This is a genomic window from Cognatundibacterium crateris, assembly GCF_010078235.1.
Classification (GTDB): Bacteria; Pseudomonadota; Gammaproteobacteria; order Burkholderiales; family Burkholderiaceae_D; genus Undibacterium; species Undibacterium crateris.
The window spans coordinates 78,173-95,141 of the sequence record NZ_JAABOS010000008.1 but is presented as its reverse complement, the minus strand read 5'-3'; the positions used below and the strand labels follow the sequence as shown (position 1 = coordinate 95,141).

Below are 16,969 nucleotides of genomic sequence, written 5' to 3'. Positions count from 1 at the left end.
CAAAAGCCCGGAATCTTCAACAGATCCCGGGCTTTTTTACTTCCGTGCTTGATACGCAATTCAGGCCTTAGCTGATGCGTTGCAGGCTAAGCGGCTTGATTTTCGATTCCATTGCTTTGCCTTTACGGGCACGCTTATTGATGTGCACCAGCAAAGCATTCGCACTCAGGCTGACTTCCTGCTCTTTGCCGCCACGCCCGGTACCCATGACTTTGAGCCCTTTTTGACTGATGACCTGAACCGCACTCAGGCTTTCCTTGTCTTCCAGTTCCATCAGGATCACACCACGCCCACCGCTGGACAATTGCTTGATTTCAGCCAGACCGAATACCAACAGTCTGCCATTGGCTGACAAACAGGCGATCGCGCTGGCGTCTTCGCTGATCATGCCCGGTGGCAGTGGAGCATCGCCGTCTTCCAGCGTCATGAAGGCTTTACCTGCCTTCATTCTGCCCACCATGTCGCCGACTTTGGCGGTGAAACCATAGCCTGCACTGGACGCCATCAACAGCGCCTGCTCATTATTGCCTGCAAAATAGTGCAGGATTTTGCTGCCTGGCGCCAGATCGATCAGGGTGGTGACCGGTACGCCATCTCCACGTGCGCCGGGCAGGGCGGACACGGCGACCGAATACACACGGCCATTGGAGCCGAATACCAGCATATTGTCGACCGTGCGGCATTCAAAGGTGCCATACAGGCTGTCACCCGCTTTGAAGCTGAATTGGGCAGTGTCATGACCATGACCGGTACGTGCACGTACCCAGCCTTTTTCCGAAATCACTACGGTGACTGGTTCATCCACGACTTTTTGCTCAACCGAGGCTTTGGCTGCTTCTTCGATCAGAGTACGGCGCGCGTCGCCAAACTGTTTGGCATCGCTTTCGATTTCCTTGATCAGCATTTTTTTCATGGATGCCGGATTGTCCAGCAAGTCATGCAGCGTCGCTTTTTCCTTACGCAGCTCAGCCAGCTCTTGCTGGATTTTGATGGCTTCCAGACGCGCTAACTGACGCAGACGGATTTCCAGGATGTCTTCAGCCTGACGTTCAGACAGGCGGAAAGCCTGAATCAGCGCAGGCTTTGGCTCATCCGATTCGCGGATGATGCGGATTACCTCATCGATATTCAGCAGGACTGCTTCGCGACCTTCCAGGATATGAATGCGGTCGTCGACTTTTTTCAGGCGGTACTGCGTACGACGCGTCACAGTCGTGAAGCGGAACGCGATCCATTCGTTGAGGATGTCGATCAGTCCCTTCTGACGCGGACGGCCATCGCCGCCTATCATCACCAGATTCATCGATGCCGAGGTTTCCAGCGAAGTATGCGCCAGCAGCATTTGCATGAACTCGGTCTGATCCTGATTCTTGGATTTCGGTTCAAACACCAGGCGGACCGGCGCATCTTTGCCTGATTCGTCGCGCACGGTATCGAGTACCGACAGGATGACTTGTTTGAGCGAGACCTGTTCCGGCGATAAGGTCTTTTTACCGGTCTTGATTTTCGGATTGGTGAGTTCTTCTATCTCTTCCAATACTTTCTGGGACGAGGTGCCAGGTGGCAGTTCGGTCACGACCGCTTGCCATTGGCCGCGCGCCATGTCTTCGATTTTCCAGCGTGCCCTGACTTTCATGCTGCCACGACCGCTGGCATACATTTCCGCAATGCTGGCGGCTGGCGTGATGATTTGCCCGCCGCCCGGGAAATCCGGGCCAGGTATGAACTCCATCAATTCTGCATGTTGCATGCCCGGATTGCGGATCAGGGCTACAGCGGCTTTAGCAACTTCGCTCAGATTGTGTGAAGGAATTTCAGTCGCCAGACCCACCGCAATACCGGAAGCGCCATTGAGCAGCACAAAGGGCAGACGTGCGGGCAGTAACTTAGGTTCTTGCGTGGTGCCATCGTAATTAGGCTGAAAGTCAACGGTACCTTCGTCTATTTCATCCATCAGCAGGCGCGAAATTGGCGTCAGACGGGCTTCGGTATAACGCATCGCCGCTGCACCGTCGCCATCGCGTGAACCAAAGTTACCCTGGCCATCGATCAATGGATAACGCAGTGAAAAATCCTGTGCCATACGCACCAGTGCGTCATACACCGACTGATCACCGTGCGGATGCAGCTTACCAAGCACATCGCCGACCACGGCCGCTGATTTGCGGGGTTTGGCACTGGCATTCAGACCCAGTTCATTCATGGCGTACAGGATGCGGCGCTGTACCGGTTTCTGACCATCGCAGACATCCGGTAAGGCGCGCCCTTTGACGACGGAAATCGCATAGTCCAGGTAGGCGCGTTCGGCGAAAGTCGCTAGCGTCAGTGCATCACCATCCGCAGGGGGAGGGGCTTGTTCAAATAAATTTGCTTGTTCGCTCATAGCTGTTTATAGGCTTATTGGCTTATTAGTTGGTAGCCGGGCCTGAGAGCAGGCCGGGCATGTGACATTCTTGTGTTTGGGGGATATCTCAGCGTCAGCCTGGATCAGATATCGGCTTCCACTGCATTGCCATGCTCTTCTATCCAGGCGCGGCGCGCAGCGGCCTCACCTTTACCCATCAGCATATTGAAGCGGGCTTCGGAAAAGTCCTGATCAAATTCACCCAGCGCCACCGGTAACAGACGGCGGGTATCCGGATTCATGGTGGTTTCCCACAATTGTTCCGCATTCATTTCACCCAGACCTTTAAAGCGCGAGATGCTCCAGGCGCCATCTTTGACACCGTCCTTGCGCAATTTGTCTTCAATTGCAGTCAGTTCACCTTCGTCCAGCGCATAGATTTTCTGGGCCGGTTTTTTGCCACGCGCAGGTGCGTCAACGCGGAACAGCGGTGGTCGGGCAACACAGATGTGACCACGTGCGATCAGTTGCGGGAAGTGTTTGAAGAACAGCGTCAGTAACAGCACCTGGATGTGCGAACCATCGACGTCCGCATCGGACAGGATACAAATTTTGCCGTAACGCAGATTGGACAGGTCAGGCTGATCATTTGGACCATGCGGATCAACACCTATCGCAACCGCGATGTCGTGAATCTCATTATTGGCAAACAGACGATCACGTTCCGATTCCCAGGAATTCAAGACCTTGCCGCGCAGCGGCAATATCGCCTGGAACTCTTTGTCCCGCCCCATTTTGGCGGAGCCACCAGCCGAGTCACCTTCGACCAGGAAGATTTCATTGCGGGTAATGTCGTTGGATTCGCAGTCGGTCAGTTTGCCCGGTAATACGGCAACACCGGAAGATTTTTTCTTTTCGACTTTTTGTGCCGAACGCAGGCGGGATTGTGCCTGCTTGATGACCAGCTCAGCCAGTTTTTTGCCGTATTCCACGTGTGAATTCAGCCAGAGTTCCAGCGGCGGTTTGGTAAATGAAGATACCAGTCGCACCGCATCGCGCGAATTCAGACGTTCTTTAATTTGCCCCTGAAATTGTGGGTCCAGCACTTTGGCGGACAGCACGAAGGATACCCGTGCGAATACGTCTTCAGGCAGTAATTTAACGCCTTTCGGCAGCAGGGAATGCATTTCGGCGAAGCTCTTCACTGCACCGAACAAGCCATCGCGCAAACCGGATTCATGCGTGCCACCTGCCGGAGTAGGAATCAGATTGACATAGGATTCGCGTACCACATTGCCTTCTTCTGTCCAGGCCACGACCCAGGATGCGCCTTCGCCCTCGGCAAAGCCATCATTGTCTGAACCGGCAAACTGCTCGCCTTCGAACAGCGGGATCAGCGGTTCGCCATGCGAGGATTGCGCCAGTGCTTCGGTCAGATAACCGCGTAAGCCCTGATCATATTGCCAGACCAGGGATTCACCGGTTTTGGCATTGGTCAGCGTGACTTTGACGCCGGGTAGCAATACTGCTTTGGAGCGCAGCAGGCGCTGCAATTCACCGAGCGGGATATTGGCGGAATCGAAGTATTTTGCATCTGGCCAAATCGAGACACGGGTACCGTTTTTCTTGTCACCACGCGGTATAGGCTGGCTGCGCAGGGGCTCGATCACATCGCCATCGGCAAACGTCAGCTGATGTAAACCTGCTTCGCGCCAGACTGTGATTTCCAGCCTTTTTGACAGTGCATTGGTGACCGATACGCCGACGCCATGCAGGCCGCCGGAAAAAGCATAGGCGCCGCCTGAGCCCTTATCGAATTTGCCGCCTGCATGCAAACGGGTAAATACGATTTCTACGGTGGGCACACCTTCTTCCGGATGCAGGCCGACCGGAATGCCGCGGCCATCATCTTCCACGCTGACGCTGCCGTCCGCATTGAGGGTGACCTGAATATTTTTGCAATGACCGCCCAGGGCCTCATCGGAAGCATTGTCGATGACTTCTTGAATAATATGCAGCGGATTTTCGGTCCGCGTGTACATACCCGGACGCTGCTTGACGGGTTCCAGTCCTTTCAGGACCCTGATCGATGATTCGCTATAGTCAGTGCTTGCTGTATTTTTTTTGGTTGCCATGCGAAGTAAAAACTGTTGTTTTGGTTAAATGGTGGATGGTAATTTGCAATTTTTTTGTTTGCAGTACACATTTCGATGTATTCTTGCATAGGTTTTGGCAGCTATTGTAGCTGTATTGAGTAGATGGATAAACGATGTCACTAAAAACTCCAACGATTGCCATCCGCTTGCTTGGGTTTTCTGCAAAGGAGGAAGAGACCTTTTCCACCGTGCTGGCGGTAGCACGCGAGAAGGGCTATCGCTATTCCTGTCTTAAACCTGGCTGCATCCAGGATCCGGACATGTACATCGTCAATGCCAGCGAATTGAAAGCTATTGCTGATTTATCTGACCTGCATCCGGGCGAGGCGCAACCGGTGCTGCTGATTGGAAAAACCGATATCGACCTGCCTTATCAGGTCATGCCTAAGCCTATACGCTGGCGCAAAATTTTCGATATTCTGGATGCGATGATAGACAAGCGTGAGCTGTTATTAACCACGCTCAGTGCTCACAGCGCGATGTCTGTTCACGAAAGGCGCCGGCATAAACGGCTGGATCTGGATCTGACCGAACCCGCTGTCTACGAACGCATGCGTCAACAGCCGATGGCCAAAGGCGGCATACTGATTGTTGATAAAGACACGCATTTCCGCGAATATGTCGCAGGTATCATGGATGCTTACGGCGTGCCGGTCACACTTGCTTCCGACGAGCGCAGTGCATTGCTGTTAGATGGAAATAATCAGCATGCACTCACCATGATCAATACTTCGACACCCAATGTGGACCCCTATCGTTTATGCGAAGGCTTGAAGCGACAAAATAGCGGGCTGAAAACCGCAGTGATCTTGCTGGTCGACCGTCACTTTGAATACAAGCTGGGCTTAGGGCACAAAGTACGCTGCGAGGGGTTTCTGGTGAAGCCTTTATCACGCCGCCTGGTATTGAAAACAATCAGAAAGTTCATGCAACTCGATTAATGAGGCGATACTCGCCGACGTCCGCCGATATTCGCATGTGATGATGTAGTTGTCGTTGAACGAAAAAAAACCGCAGCCTGCATGCTGCGGTTTTTTTATGGATGGTGCACTCATTTGCTGAGTAAGCGCATCGCACGGGCGAGCCCGTCCAAGGTCACAGGAAACATGCGGTCACTGATTAACTGGCGCATGATGGCGATAGACTGCCGATACTGCCACAGACCTTCCGGTTCCGGATTCAGCCATACCGTCTTCGGGAAGGTGTGGGTAAAGCGCTGTATCCAGGCTGCACCGGCTTCTTCATTGTTGTACTCCACCGAGCCACCGGGCTGCAGGATTTCATAGGGGCTCATGGTGGCGTCACCGACAAAAATAACTTTCGTATCCGGCGGATATTTACGCAGCACGTCCCAGGTCGGGAATTTTTCCGCATGACGGCGCCGGTTGTTTTTCCACAGATAGTCGTAGACGCAATTATGGAAATAGAAAAACTCCATATTTTTGAATTCGGTTTTTGCGGCGGAAAATAATTCTTCGGTTTGCGCTATGTGGTCATCCATGGTGCCGCCGACGTCCAGCAGCATAAGGACTTTGATGTTGTTCTTGCGCTCAGGCTGCATGCGTATATCCAGATAGCCTGCATTGTTCGCAGTGGCGCGTATAGTGGCATCGAGTGCCAGTTCTTCCTCTGCGCCGTGCCGTGCAAACTTGCGCAATCTGCGCAGGGCTACTTTGATATTGCGGGTGCCGAGTTCGCGTTCCTCGTCATAGTCTTTAAAGCTACGTGCTTCCCAGACTTTGACTGCGCTGCGGTTGCCACCTTTGCCGCCTATGCGTATGCCTTCGGGATTGGTGCCGCCATTGCCGAAAGGCGAGGTACCACCGGTGCCTATCCAGCGGTTTCCGCCTTCATGCCTTTCTTTTTGTTCTTTCAGCAGCTCTTTGAGTCTGTCCATCAGCTTATCGTAGCCAAACTTTTCTATGGCTGCACGTTGCTCATCGCTGAGTTCGCGCTGCATGCGCTTTTGCAGCCAGTCCAGCGGGATCTCCGGATACTTTTCAAACAGGGTATCTATCCCTTTGAAATATTTACCGAAAGCCTGATCAAACTTGTCGTAATGCGCTTCGTCCTTGACCAGAATGGTGCGGGATAAAAAATAAAAGTCATCCAGCGACAGGCTGATCAGGCCTTTTTCCAACGCTTCCAGCAGGACCAGAAATTCCTTAATCGAAACCGGAACTTTGGCGTCTTTGAGCGTAAAGAAAAAATCGATTAACACGTATCACTCTCCATATTGTTGTCGCATATATTGCAGATTCTGACTGACTCCCGGCCATTCATTGCGCAGGATGCTATACACCACGGTATCACGAATCCGCCCATCCGGCAGTATCATGTGATTGCGCAGCACGCCGTCACGTTTTGCCCCCAGTCTTTCTATCGCAGCCTGAGAGCGGCGGTTAAACCAGTCGGTACGGAATTCTACGGCGATGCACTGCCAGACTTCAAATGCATGCCTGAGCAGCAGTTGCTTGCATTCGGTATTGACGCCGCTGCGCTGTGCCGAACGCGCGTACCAGGTATAGCCGATTTCCACCCTTTGATGCACGTGCTCGATATTGCAGTAGCGGGTGGAGCCTATGATTTTTCCACTCAGATTATCACGCACGGCAAACGGCAGTGCACGTTGTTGTTGCTGCATTTCCAGTGCTGTCGTCAGCCATTGCGATACCTGATCCGGGCGTGGCACCGAGGTAAAAAACAGTTTCCACAGTTCGCCATCCGCTGCAGCGGCGCGAATGTCATCCAGATGTGATTCGTTCAATGGTTCCAGGCTGATGTGCTGACCTTGCAGGTAAATCGGATTGAGATCCATGTTTGCGCTTCCGGGCGGTGGGATGAAAAATGGTTTTTTGTATAAACCTGACTATGATCAGGCAATCATCTTGTTTTGTCATGCACAGAAAGTGAGAAATCAGATGAAAACAGTCAGGAAAAAGTTTATAATCACCAATTCACTCAAAACCACAGCGATGCTTGCTAACGAAAAAAAAAACGCGTTATACTGCAAAGCTGTATAGAATTTTGCGGCGTGGCATTTGATCAACTTGCTTTGACCTCGTCGCTTTGACCACGTTTAGGAAATCTCATGGCAAATACCGCACAAGCACGCAAACGTGCTCGTCAAGCAGTAAAACAAAACGCGCATAACTCCAGCCAACGTTCTGCATTGCGTACTGCAATCAAGGCTGTTCGTAAAGCAATCGAAGCTGGCGATAAAGCTGCTGCTGCGACAATCTTCCAAGCATCTGTTTCTAAAATCGACAGTATCGCTGACAAGAAGATCATTCACAAAAACAAGGCAGCTCGCCATAAGAGCCGTCTGGCATCCGCTCTGAAAGCACTGGCTTAATACCCAGCTGTTTTTCCTGCAAATTGCAGGAACGGAAGAAAAAACCGCAAATTTATTTGCGGTTTTTTGTTTTGCTCAGATTGTTTGCCTGCGCTTGGGCGTGCGCTTTGCAGCATGCATATCCATGGCAAGCAAAAGTCCGGCTTTTCCTTGCCAGTGCCAGCTTACTTCAGCGGCAAACCGTCGATCTTAGTGCCAGGTTTGATATTTCTTTGTTTAAACCAGCCCTGATTCATTTCCAGTGCGTAATGCACGACTTTCTTGGCGCAATGGGATTCCAGCGTCTGCGGTTTCATATCCTCGATATTCACTATCGTTCCTTCTGCATCAATAAAGGCGACAGATAGTGGGATCAGTGTGTTCTTCATCCACATACAAACACCTGCCGGTGCGCCGAAGTCGAAAATCATACCTTCGTTAGTACCCATCTTAGTTCTGAGCATCAGGCCTTGCTGGCGATCTGCGTCGTTCGCTGCGACTTCCGCCTGGATCAGATGCATACCTGCAGAAAGCTGCTTAACTGGCAGTTTTGTCTGTGCATATGCCGCGTGGCCAGAGAAAAATAAGCCTGCCAGGATAAAAGTAAGTGATTTTGCAAAACGAAAAGTTGTGTTCATTGTCTTGGTCTGCATAAAAAATTGAAACGTAATCCTACCGCAAAAAAATCGGGAAAGTTCAATTCCTGCATCTTTCCTGGCGGCTTACTGCCGGTGACTGGTCTCTGTGGCCGATCAGCTCAGCTTTACTTCCTGCCACTCACCCGGCAACAGAGGGTGAGATTCTAAAGAAAAGCCCGCTATGCCCGTGCGTATCAGACGCAGGGTAGGCAGTCCCACGGCGGCTGTCATACGTCGCACCTGACGATTTTTCCCCTCAGACAGGATCAGGCATAGCCAGCTGGTCGGGATCTGTGCGCGCTGCCTGATGGGCGGATGTCGCGGCCACAGCCAATCCGGTTCATGGATGTGTTTGACGGTACAAGGCTGGGTAATAAAGTCGCCCAGGTCCAGCGGCTGTCGCAGCTGTTCCAGTTGCTCACGGCTGGGGCTGCCCTCAACCTGTACCAGATAGGTCTTGGGTAGCTTGTGTGCAGGGTGGCTGATACGGTTTTGCAGTTTTCCGTCATCGGTGAGTAAAATTAATCCCTCACTATCTGCATCTAAACGACCTGCAGGATATATATTGGGAATGTCCATATAGGCCGCCAGCGTAGGGCGGTCAGGGTGATGTGAGAACTGGCACATCACGTTAAAGGGCTTGTTGAGTAATATCAGTTTCATGGCAATATGGTAACCGCAATTCAGTAAACTGATGGCATCCAGTAAAATACTAGTGCATAATACGAAATGAAGGTCTTCTGTCTTATATAAGAGTTAATGTGAATAGCGGTATTTTTATATATAGGCAAGGCATATTGTGAAAAAAGCGCGTGTCGCTTGATCGCCTAACTACGGAGAAAACAATGTATCAACATATTCAAGTTCCTGCAGAAGGTAAAAAAATTACCGTCAACGCGGATTTCTCACTGACCGTTCCTGATAATCCTATCATTCCTTTTATCGAAGGTGATGGTACCGGTGTTGATATCAGCCCGGTCATGATTAAAGTTGTCGACGCTGCTGTAGCAAAAGCTTACGGTGGCAAGCGCAAGATCAGCTGGATGGAAATCTATGCTGGTGAAAAATCAACAAAAGTGTATGGTCCTGACGTTTGGTTGCCTGAAGAAACTCTGAAAGTACTGAAAGACTACGTTGTTTCTATCAAAGGCCCACTGACGACTCCGGTAGGCGGCGGTATCCGCTCCCTGAACGTTGCGCTGCGTCAAGAGCTGGATCTGTACGTTTGTCTGCGTCCAGTACGTTATTTCAAAGGCGTGCCATCCCCAGTGCGTGAGCCAGAAAAAACCGACATGGTTATCTTCCGTGAAAACTCTGAAGATATCTACGCTGGTATCGAATTCGCAGAAGGCTCTGACCAGGTTAAAAAACTGATCAAGTTCCTGCAAGATGAAATGGGCGTCAAGAAAATCCGTTTCCCTGAATCTTCCGGTATCGGCGTGAAGCCAGTTTCCCGTGAAGGTACAGAGCGTCTGGTACGTAAAGCGATCCAGTACGCAATCGACAATGACAAGCCATCTGTGACTATCGTTCACAAAGGCAACATCATGAAATACACCGAAGGCGGCTTCCGTGACTGGGCATATGCTCTGGCACAAAAAGAATTCGGCGCAGAATTGATCGATGGCGGCCCATGGTGCAAATTCAAGAATCCTAAGACAGGCAAAGACATCGTTGTTAAGGATTCTATCGCTGATGCGTTCTTGCAACAGATTCTGTTGCGTCCAGCAGAATACAGCGTTATCGCGACACTGAACCTGAACGGCGACTATATCTCTGACGCGCTGGCAGCACAGGTAGGTGGTATCGGTATCGCTCCAGGTGCTAACCTGTCCGATTCCGTTGCTATGTTCGAAGCTACCCACGGTACAGCGCCTAAGTATGCAGGTAAAGATTATGTGAACCCAGGTTCCCTGATCTTGTCCGCTGAAATGATGTTGCGTCACATGGGCTGGACTGAAGCTGCTGATCTGTTGATTTCCTCGACAGAAAAAGCGATCACTTCTAAGAAAGTGACTTACGATTTCGCGCGTCTGATGGAAGGTGCTACTCAGGTATCCTGCTCCGGTTTCGGCGACGTCATGATCGAAAACATGTAATACGCTGCTCTGTCCTGCATCCACTCCGGGTGCAGGGGATAGGCCGTGATGTAAAAAAACCAGCACTTGTTGCTGGTTTTTTTTATTGTGGATGCACAGTGGGCAGAGCGGATATTCAGTCCGTATGGCTCAGCGCATAACGGATCAGATCAGCCTGACCCTCAATATTTAGTTTGCGTTTGATATTGAGCCTGTGGGTTTCTACGGTACGCACGCTGAGTCCCAGGTCCTGCGCGATATGTTTATTGGATTTGCCGGTTGCAATGCTCTTGAGTATGCAGAGTTCGCGCTGAGTCAGTACCTGATTTGCGCCGTTCTCATCGGATTTACGCAGACCAGCACTGAAATACGTACCGCCGGCAGTGACACTTTCTATGGCATTGATGATGTCTTCGGCTGGTGCATCTTTGAGCACATAGGCCTTTGCGCCTGCCTGTATGGATTGCGTCACGTACTCGGCCTTATCATGCATAGACAACATGATAATCGAGATATGCGGGTACTCCTGAGTAAAGCGGGATGTGAGGCTGATGCCATTGGCCGTCCCCAGATTGATGTCCATCAGCACCAGATCGGTCTTGGCTCTGCCCGCAATGGCCAGCGCATCCTGGGCATTCGCAGCTTCACCGACAATGTAGAAATGGGAAACCGTCTCCAGTCTCGCTCTCAGGCCATCTCTGACTAGTGGATGATCATCCACGAGTAATAAGTTGATGGTTGCTCTTGGATGCATTAAAGATCTCCATTCGGTATCTGAGCAATGACGCGTGTTCCCGTTGTATCTGACTCTATGCTGAGGTGTCCACCCACGGTTGCCAGACGCTCGCGCATATTGCTGATGCCTATGCCGCGTTTGGGGTGGTTGGTGATGCCTTGCAAATCAAACCCGTTGCCATTATCGGCAATTTTAAGCCTTACATAATGTTTATCTGCTGTCAATTCCATTTCAACAGAATTAACTTTCTGCGCGTGTTTGTGTATGTTGGTCAGCGCTTCCTGCGCAACCCGGAACAAACTGGTATTGCTGATCTCCGACAGGTTCTGCATGTCGCCGCTGAAGTGACAGTGCACAGGCAGCCCCGTTGCATTCTCAAATTCCTCGCACAGATGTTCAAATGCAGCTATCAGCCCCAGGTCATCGAGTAAAGCCGGGCGCAGATCGTGGGAGATACGCCTGACTTCGCTCAATGCCTCGTTAAGCTGGCTGACCGCCCGTTCAAGTGAGACTTCGGCAGTCTGACCGGTGGTCGCACCTGCCTTGATTTTGGCGATACCTGACTCGACCTGTAATTTAGTCGACACCAGCAATTGACTCAAGCCGTCATGCAGGTCGCGGGACAAGCGCGCACGCTCGTCTTCCTGGGAGCGTACCACGCTGTGAGCAAGCACTTTCAGCTTGGCCTCCGCCACCCTTGATTCATTGATGTTGATGGCCAGGCCAAACAAGGCGGCCAGTATGGAAAAAAATAAAGCGATCGCCGCAATGGAAAGCAAGGTGGTATGGATGTTTTTTTCAACCTGCACATCAATTTTATGCAGCGCGTCTTCCACATCATCGAGGTAAATGCCTGTGCCTAGCATCCAACCCCATTTTTCTAAAGGAATCACATAGCCCAGTTTTGGCACCATCTGATCTGTCGAAGGCTTTTTCCACAAATAGCGCACAGGTCCGCCACCATGTTTAGCTGCGCTAATCAGGTTGCGTATGGTGTAATTGCCATCGGAATCTGCCAGATCCCAAAGATTCTGACCAATCAGCTCCGGCTGCCTGGGGTGCATCAGATTCCGGCCTTGCATATCGTAGATATAAAAGTAACCGTCTTTACCGAATTCCAGTGCCTTCAGGATGCGTTTGGCATCGTCCTGAGCGTGGGGTGCATTGCTGTCGTAAAGCTGGCGTATCGCTGCTTTACCTAAATTGACGTAGTGGTTTAGCTCGGCTTCTTTACTGTGCAGATAAGCCTGTTCCACGGTTAGCCTTTGCTGTTTTGCTAAAGCCGTGGCGTGATACAAAACAGTGACAGCCATTCCTGCCAGTGATAGCAGCAGTGGAATGACGGCTAACAGTATGAATTTGTGCCTGAGCTTCATCGTTGTGTATCAGGATCTCTCAAAAAATGGATTGCAGATGGTTCGCTTCAGACTTGAATAAAAAAAACCCCGCAGAGCGGGGTTTTTTAAAAAATCTTAATCAGAGATTAAGGATTTTGAATGTTAGAAGCTTGCTTGCCTTTAGGGCCTTGCGTGACTTCGAACGTTACTTTTTGACCTTCTTTCAGTGTCTTGAAGCCGTTCATTTGGATTGCGGAAAAGTGGGCGAACAAATCCTCACCACCGTCGTCCGGAGTGATAAAGCCGAAGCCTTTGGAATCATTGAACCACTTGACGGTACCTGTTGCCATAATGCATCTTTCAAATAGAAACTAATCACACGAGCCGTAAAAGCAAGAAACCTGACGGAATGTCAGCCCTCCCTAAACTTGCCCACTTCATGTTGACTAAATATAACTAATGTTGCCAACAATTGTCATTCTTGGCGGAAAAAAAACTAAAGTCAAGAAACTTTTAAGGAGGATGTTGTATTGTTGTATTTTTAATTTAATTTGTCTGTAAAACACGCAGTTGACCGTGGGTTTTTATCGAAAAACATTCATTAAGCTGAGCTTGATCTCTGGGAAATGATCACCATCTGTGAAAAGCGCAGAAAGCAGGTAACATTTGATCAGCGTTGAAATAAGCGCGATATACTCGTTTATTATTTGCATCGGGATTGAATCAACGTACTAGAATAGACGTATGGGAAATAAGCATGATAACAGTACGATATTGGAGCGACAGGCACAACAGCTCAAGCCGCCCTCTATGTACCAGGTGATATTGTTGAATGATGACTATACTCCTATGGAGTTTGTAGTGGCTATTGTTCAGGAATACTTTAATAAGGATCGGGAAACTGCGATGCAGATCATGCTCAAAGTCCACCGTGATGGAAAAGGGATTTGTGGCGTTTATTCTAAGGATATTGCGCTGACCAAGGTGGAACTCGTTTTGACGCACGCTCGTAAGGCAGGGCATCCCCTGCAATGTGTGATGGAGGAAGTATGATTGCGCAAGAATTAGAAGTCAGTTTGCATATGGCCTTTGTAGAGGCGCGGCAGGCACGGTATGAGTTCATCACGGTCGAGCATCTGTTGCTGGCCTTGCTGGACAACCCATCGGCTGCCGAAGTCATGCGTGCCTGCGCCGTGAATATCGACGATTTGCGCAAAACGCTGACCAATTTCATTACCGATAATACACCCACAGTACCAGGCAGCAATGAGGTCGATACCCAGCCCACGCTGGGCTTTCAGCGCGTGATACAGCGTGCGATTATGCACGTGCAATCTTCGTCAAATGGTAAGAAAGAAGTCAATGGCGCCAATGTGCTGGTCGCGATTTTTGGCGAAAAAGATTCCCATGCCGTGTATTACCTGCATCAGCAAGGGGTGACCCGGCTGGATGTGGTCAATTTCATTTCGCATGGCGTGCGTAAAGACAGCCCGGCTGAGCCACAGAAATCCCATGAAGGTGGTGAAGAGGGTCAGGCTGATGCACAGGCTAAAGAAAATCCGCTTGATCAGTTCACGCAAAACCTGAATCGTCATGCGGCCGAAGGCAAAATCGATCCGCTGATCGGCCGTGACAGTGAAGTGGAACGTGTGATCCAGATACTGTGCCGTCGCCGTAAAAACAATCCCCTGTTGGTCGGTGAAGCAGGCGTAGGTAAAACCGCGATCGCTGAAGGTCTGGCATTGCGTATCACGCAAAGTGATGTGCCGGAAATTTTGCAGAACGCTGTCGTTTATTCGCTTGATATGGGCGCTTTGCTGGCTGGTACCAAGTACCGTGGCGACTTTGAGTTGCGCCTGAAGGGTGTGCTCAAACAGTTAAAAGAAACGCCGAACGGCATACTGTTCATAGACGAAATCCACACTATTATCGGCGCTGGCTCTGCTTCCGGCGGTACGCTTGATGCATCTAATTTGCTCAAGCCAGCCTTGTCCAGCGGTCAGCTCAAGTGTATCGGTGCGACCACTTATACCGAGTATCGTGGCGTGTTTGAAAAAGACCATGCCTTGTCACGTCGCTTCCAGAAAATTGATGTGAATGAGCCAACGGTAGAGCAAACTGTGCAGATTCTGCGTGGCTTGAAATCTAAGTTTGAAGAGCATCACAACGTTAAATACTCTGCGTCTGCACTGACTACGGCCGCTGAGTTGTCTGCCCGTTTTATCAATGACCGCCATCTGCCGGACAAAGCAATCGACGTGATTGATGAGGCAGGTGCTGCGCAACGTGTGCTGCCTAAGTCTAAGCAGAAAAAGACTATAGGCAAGGCGGATATCGAAGACATCATCGCGAAAATAGCCCGTATTCCGCCGCAGACCGTGAATCAGGATGATCGCGCTAAATTGCAGACCATAGACCGCGATTTGAAAAATGTGGTGTTTGGTCAGGAGCCAGCGATAGAAGCGCTGGCTTCCAGTATCAAAATGGCGCGTGCCGGTCTGGGTAAAACCGATAAGCCGATTGGTGCCTTCCTGTTCTCCGGTCCTACCGGCGTGGGTAAAACCGAAGTCGCCAAACAACTCGCGTTTACGCTGGGTATAGAGCTGATACGCTTCGATATGTCCGAATACATGGAGCGTCATGCGGTTAGCCGCCTGATCGGTGCGCCGCCTGGTTATGTAGGTTTCGATCAGGGCGGATTGCTGACAGAAGCGATTACCAAAAAGCCGCATGCTGTTTTGCTGCTGGATGAGATAGAAAAAGCCCATCCCGATGTGTTCAACATCCTGTTGCAGGTCATGGATCATGGCACCCTGACCGACAATAATGGCCGCAAGGCGGATTTCCGCAACGTGATCATTATCATGACGACCAATGCTGGTGCCGAGAGCCTGCAGAAGCGTTCTATTGGCTTTAACGACAGCCGCGAAGCAGGTGACGAGATGGCGGATATCAAGCGTATGTTTACGCCTGAATTCCGCAATCGCCTGGACTCAATCATCAGCTTCCGTGCCCTGGACGAAGAAATTATTCTGCGTGTGGTCGATAAATTCCTCATGCAGCTGGAAGAGCAATTGCACGAGAAAAAAGTGGAGGCCAGCTTTACCGATGGCTTGCGCAAGTTCCTGGGTAAAAAAGGCTTTGATCCGCTGATGGGTGCGCGTCCTATGGCACGTTTAATACAGGACATGATACGTAAAGCCCTGGCGGACGAATTGCTGTTTGGTCGTTTGGTCAGTGGTGGCCGGGTCGTGGTGGATCTGGATGATAAGGATCAGATCAAGCTGGAATTCTCTGAGGGCGATGCCACGCCACCGGAGGCTTCTCAGGAAGCGGTCGAGGTTGAATAAATTTTTGTTCTTGTTTCGGCGCGGATAAGCACTAGACTGTAAAGTCTGGATAAAGAAGATAAGAATTGGAGCAGACGATGGGCATACCGAAACCACCGCTTTATGTGCTGGAATACACGACAAAAACGATAGACTCCGTGCTGTCAGCGGCAGCTCTGGATGGTAATAATGTCGAAGTCGATGTGTATGACCGGCGTGATGTGAGTAAAAAGCATGTCGCCACCGGGCGCAGGGTGAAAGGCGAAGATGACAGTTTTCTGGTCAGCGTGGATACCGGTAGCGGCATCCATGAAGATGAGTGGAACTACACCATACTGCGCGAGTCCGCAGGCAGAAGTAAAAAAGTAAAGAGGTAAGAAAAAAGCCAGATTCACAGATCTGGCTTTTTTTATTGCTCAGGCATTTGTCCACTTGGAACTACATTGCATTATGCTGCGCCGTGATTCGAATCGGTCGCCCACAAATCATGTGGGCCTTGGCGTTTAGTGCTTACCTGTGCTGCCGAAGCCGCCTTCACCACGTTCACTGTCGCCGAATTCTTCCACGATTTCAAAACCTACCTGAACCACAGGTACGATGATCAGTTGTGCCAGGCGTTCCATAGGGTTGAGCGTAAATGCGCTTTGCCCGCGATTCCAGGTTGAGACCATTAATTGTCCCTGATAATCGGAGTCAATCAGACCCACCAGATTGCCTAGTACGATACCGTGTTTATGTCCCATCCCGCTGCGTGGCAAGATCATCGCTGCATAGCCAGGATCGGCGATGTGGATCGCCAAGCCGGTAGGGATTAATACGGTTTCGCCTGCTTGTATGGTGAGCGGTGCATCGATGCAGGCACGCAGGTCGAGACCGGCGCTGCCAGGGGTACCGTAGCTTGGTAAGTTATCCTTCATACGGGCGTCGAGGATTTTTAGGGCAACATTTTTCATCGTAGCGTATCTTGTTTGTATCTGAGTGAATGAATAAAGGCGGTACAGGACACTGCCGTACCGC

16 protein-coding genes are annotated in these 16,969 nt (G+C 50.6%); 6 read left to right on the top strand and 10 right to left on the bottom strand.

Annotated features, from left to right (window positions below):
- Positions 1-67: 67 nt before the first annotated feature.
- Positions 68-2,383 carry a DNA topoisomerase IV subunit A gene (gene parC, locus EYB48_RS14920; protein WP_162021173.1) on the bottom strand — a complete coding sequence of 772 codons (2,316 nt, stop codon included), beginning with the start codon at positions 2,381-2,383 and terminating at the stop codon, positions 68-70.
- Positions 2,384-2,487: 104 nt separating this feature from the next.
- Entirely contained in the window at positions 2,488-4,479 is a 1,992-nt protein-coding gene (locus tag EYB48_RS14915) for a DNA topoisomerase IV subunit B (RefSeq protein ID WP_162021172.1), read from the bottom strand.
- 134 nt (positions 4,480-4,613) lie between these two features.
- Between EYB48_RS14915 and EYB48_RS14910 the strand changes: the two genes are divergently transcribed.
- Positions 4,614-5,441 carry a PleD family two-component system response regulator gene (locus tag EYB48_RS14910; RefSeq protein ID WP_162021171.1) on the top strand — a complete coding sequence of 276 codons (828 nt, stop codon included), beginning with the start codon at positions 4,614-4,616 and terminating at the stop codon, positions 5,439-5,441.
- A 110-nt stretch (positions 5,442-5,551) separates the two neighbouring features.
- On the opposite strand, the gene EYB48_RS14905 is transcribed toward EYB48_RS14910, so the two are convergent.
- Together EYB48_RS14905 and EYB48_RS14900 are read right to left on the bottom strand one after the other, a co-directional pair.
- Complete coding sequence (locus EYB48_RS14905) at positions 5,552-6,721, bottom strand: vWA domain-containing protein (RefSeq protein ID WP_162021170.1); 1,170 nt, start codon at positions 6,719-6,721, stop codon at positions 5,552-5,554.
- A gap of 3 nt (positions 6,722-6,724) precedes the next feature.
- Positions 6,725-7,318, bottom strand: coding sequence for a GNAT family N-acetyltransferase (locus tag EYB48_RS14900; protein WP_162021169.1), 594 nt, complete (start codon positions 7,316-7,318; stop codon positions 6,725-6,727).
- 273 nt (positions 7,319-7,591) lie between these two features.
- Here EYB48_RS14900 and rpsT point away from each other — a divergent pair, with 273 nt between their 5' ends.
- Complete coding sequence (rpsT, locus tag EYB48_RS14895; RefSeq protein ID WP_162021168.1) at positions 7,592-7,855, top strand: 30S ribosomal protein S20; 264 nt, start codon at positions 7,592-7,594, stop codon at positions 7,853-7,855.
- A gap of 164 nt (positions 7,856-8,019) precedes the next feature.
- On the opposite strand, the gene EYB48_RS14890 is transcribed toward rpsT, so the two are convergent.
- Both EYB48_RS14890 and EYB48_RS14885 read right to left on the bottom strand, forming a co-directional pair.
- Positions 8,020-8,472, bottom strand: a complete 453-nt coding sequence (locus EYB48_RS14890) for a DUF192 domain-containing protein (RefSeq protein WP_202927797.1) — start codon at positions 8,470-8,472, stop codon at positions 8,020-8,022.
- A 114-nt stretch (positions 8,473-8,586) separates the two neighbouring features.
- Entirely contained in the window at positions 8,587-9,135 is a 549-nt protein-coding gene (locus EYB48_RS14885) for a pseudouridine synthase (RefSeq protein WP_162021166.1), read from the bottom strand.
- A 182-nt stretch (positions 9,136-9,317) separates the two neighbouring features.
- Here EYB48_RS14885 and icd point away from each other — a divergent pair, with 182 nt between their 5' ends.
- Positions 9,318-10,571: an NADP-dependent isocitrate dehydrogenase gene (gene icd / locus EYB48_RS14880; RefSeq protein ID WP_162021165.1), complete on the top strand. Its 1,254-nt coding sequence runs from the start codon at positions 9,318-9,320 to the stop codon at positions 10,569-10,571.
- A 115-nt stretch (positions 10,572-10,686) separates the two neighbouring features.
- Here the strand turns inward: icd and EYB48_RS14875 are convergent, their stop codons facing one another.
- The 3 genes from EYB48_RS14875 to EYB48_RS14865 form a co-directional block, all read right to left on the bottom strand.
- Entirely contained in the window at positions 10,687-11,304 is a 618-nt protein-coding gene (locus tag EYB48_RS14875) for a response regulator (protein WP_162021164.1), read from the bottom strand.
- On the bottom strand, positions 11,304-12,599 hold the full coding sequence (locus EYB48_RS14870; protein ID WP_328823439.1) for a cache domain-containing protein: 1,296 nt from the start codon (positions 12,597-12,599) through the stop codon (positions 11,304-11,306). The genes EYB48_RS14875 and EYB48_RS14870 overlap by 1 nt, the downstream gene beginning before the upstream one ends.
- 170 nt (positions 12,600-12,769) lie before the next feature.
- Positions 12,770-12,973 (bottom strand): cold-shock protein, encoded by a 204-nt coding sequence (locus EYB48_RS14865; protein ID WP_162021162.1) that lies wholly within the window; start codon positions 12,971-12,973, stop codon positions 12,770-12,772.
- Positions 12,974-13,367: 394 nt separating this feature from the next.
- On the opposite strand from EYB48_RS14865, the gene clpS reads away from it, so the two are divergent.
- The 3 genes from clpS to EYB48_RS14850 all read left to right on the top strand — a co-directional run bounded on the left by clpS (position 13,368) and on the right by EYB48_RS14850 (position 16,329).
- Positions 13,368-13,676 carry an ATP-dependent Clp protease adapter ClpS gene (gene clpS / locus EYB48_RS14860; protein WP_162021161.1) on the top strand — a complete coding sequence of 103 codons (309 nt, stop codon included), beginning with the start codon at positions 13,368-13,370 and terminating at the stop codon, positions 13,674-13,676.
- Positions 13,673-15,973, top strand: coding sequence for an ATP-dependent Clp protease ATP-binding subunit ClpA (gene clpA / locus EYB48_RS14855; protein ID WP_162021160.1), 2,301 nt, complete (start codon positions 13,673-13,675; stop codon positions 15,971-15,973). The genes clpS and clpA overlap by 4 nt, the downstream gene beginning before the upstream one ends.
- Before the next feature lie 77 nt (positions 15,974-16,050).
- Complete coding sequence (locus EYB48_RS14850) at positions 16,051-16,329, top strand: hypothetical protein (protein WP_162021159.1); 279 nt, start codon at positions 16,051-16,053, stop codon at positions 16,327-16,329.
- Between the two features lie 126 nt (positions 16,330-16,455).
- On the opposite strand, the gene dut is transcribed toward EYB48_RS14850, so the two are convergent.
- The gene (gene dut, locus EYB48_RS14845; RefSeq protein WP_162021158.1) at positions 16,456-16,905 is read right to left on the bottom strand and encodes a dUTP diphosphatase; all 450 of its coding nucleotides are present in this window, start codon (positions 16,903-16,905) and stop codon (positions 16,456-16,458) included.
- Between the last annotated feature and the right edge of the window lie 64 nt (positions 16,906-16,969).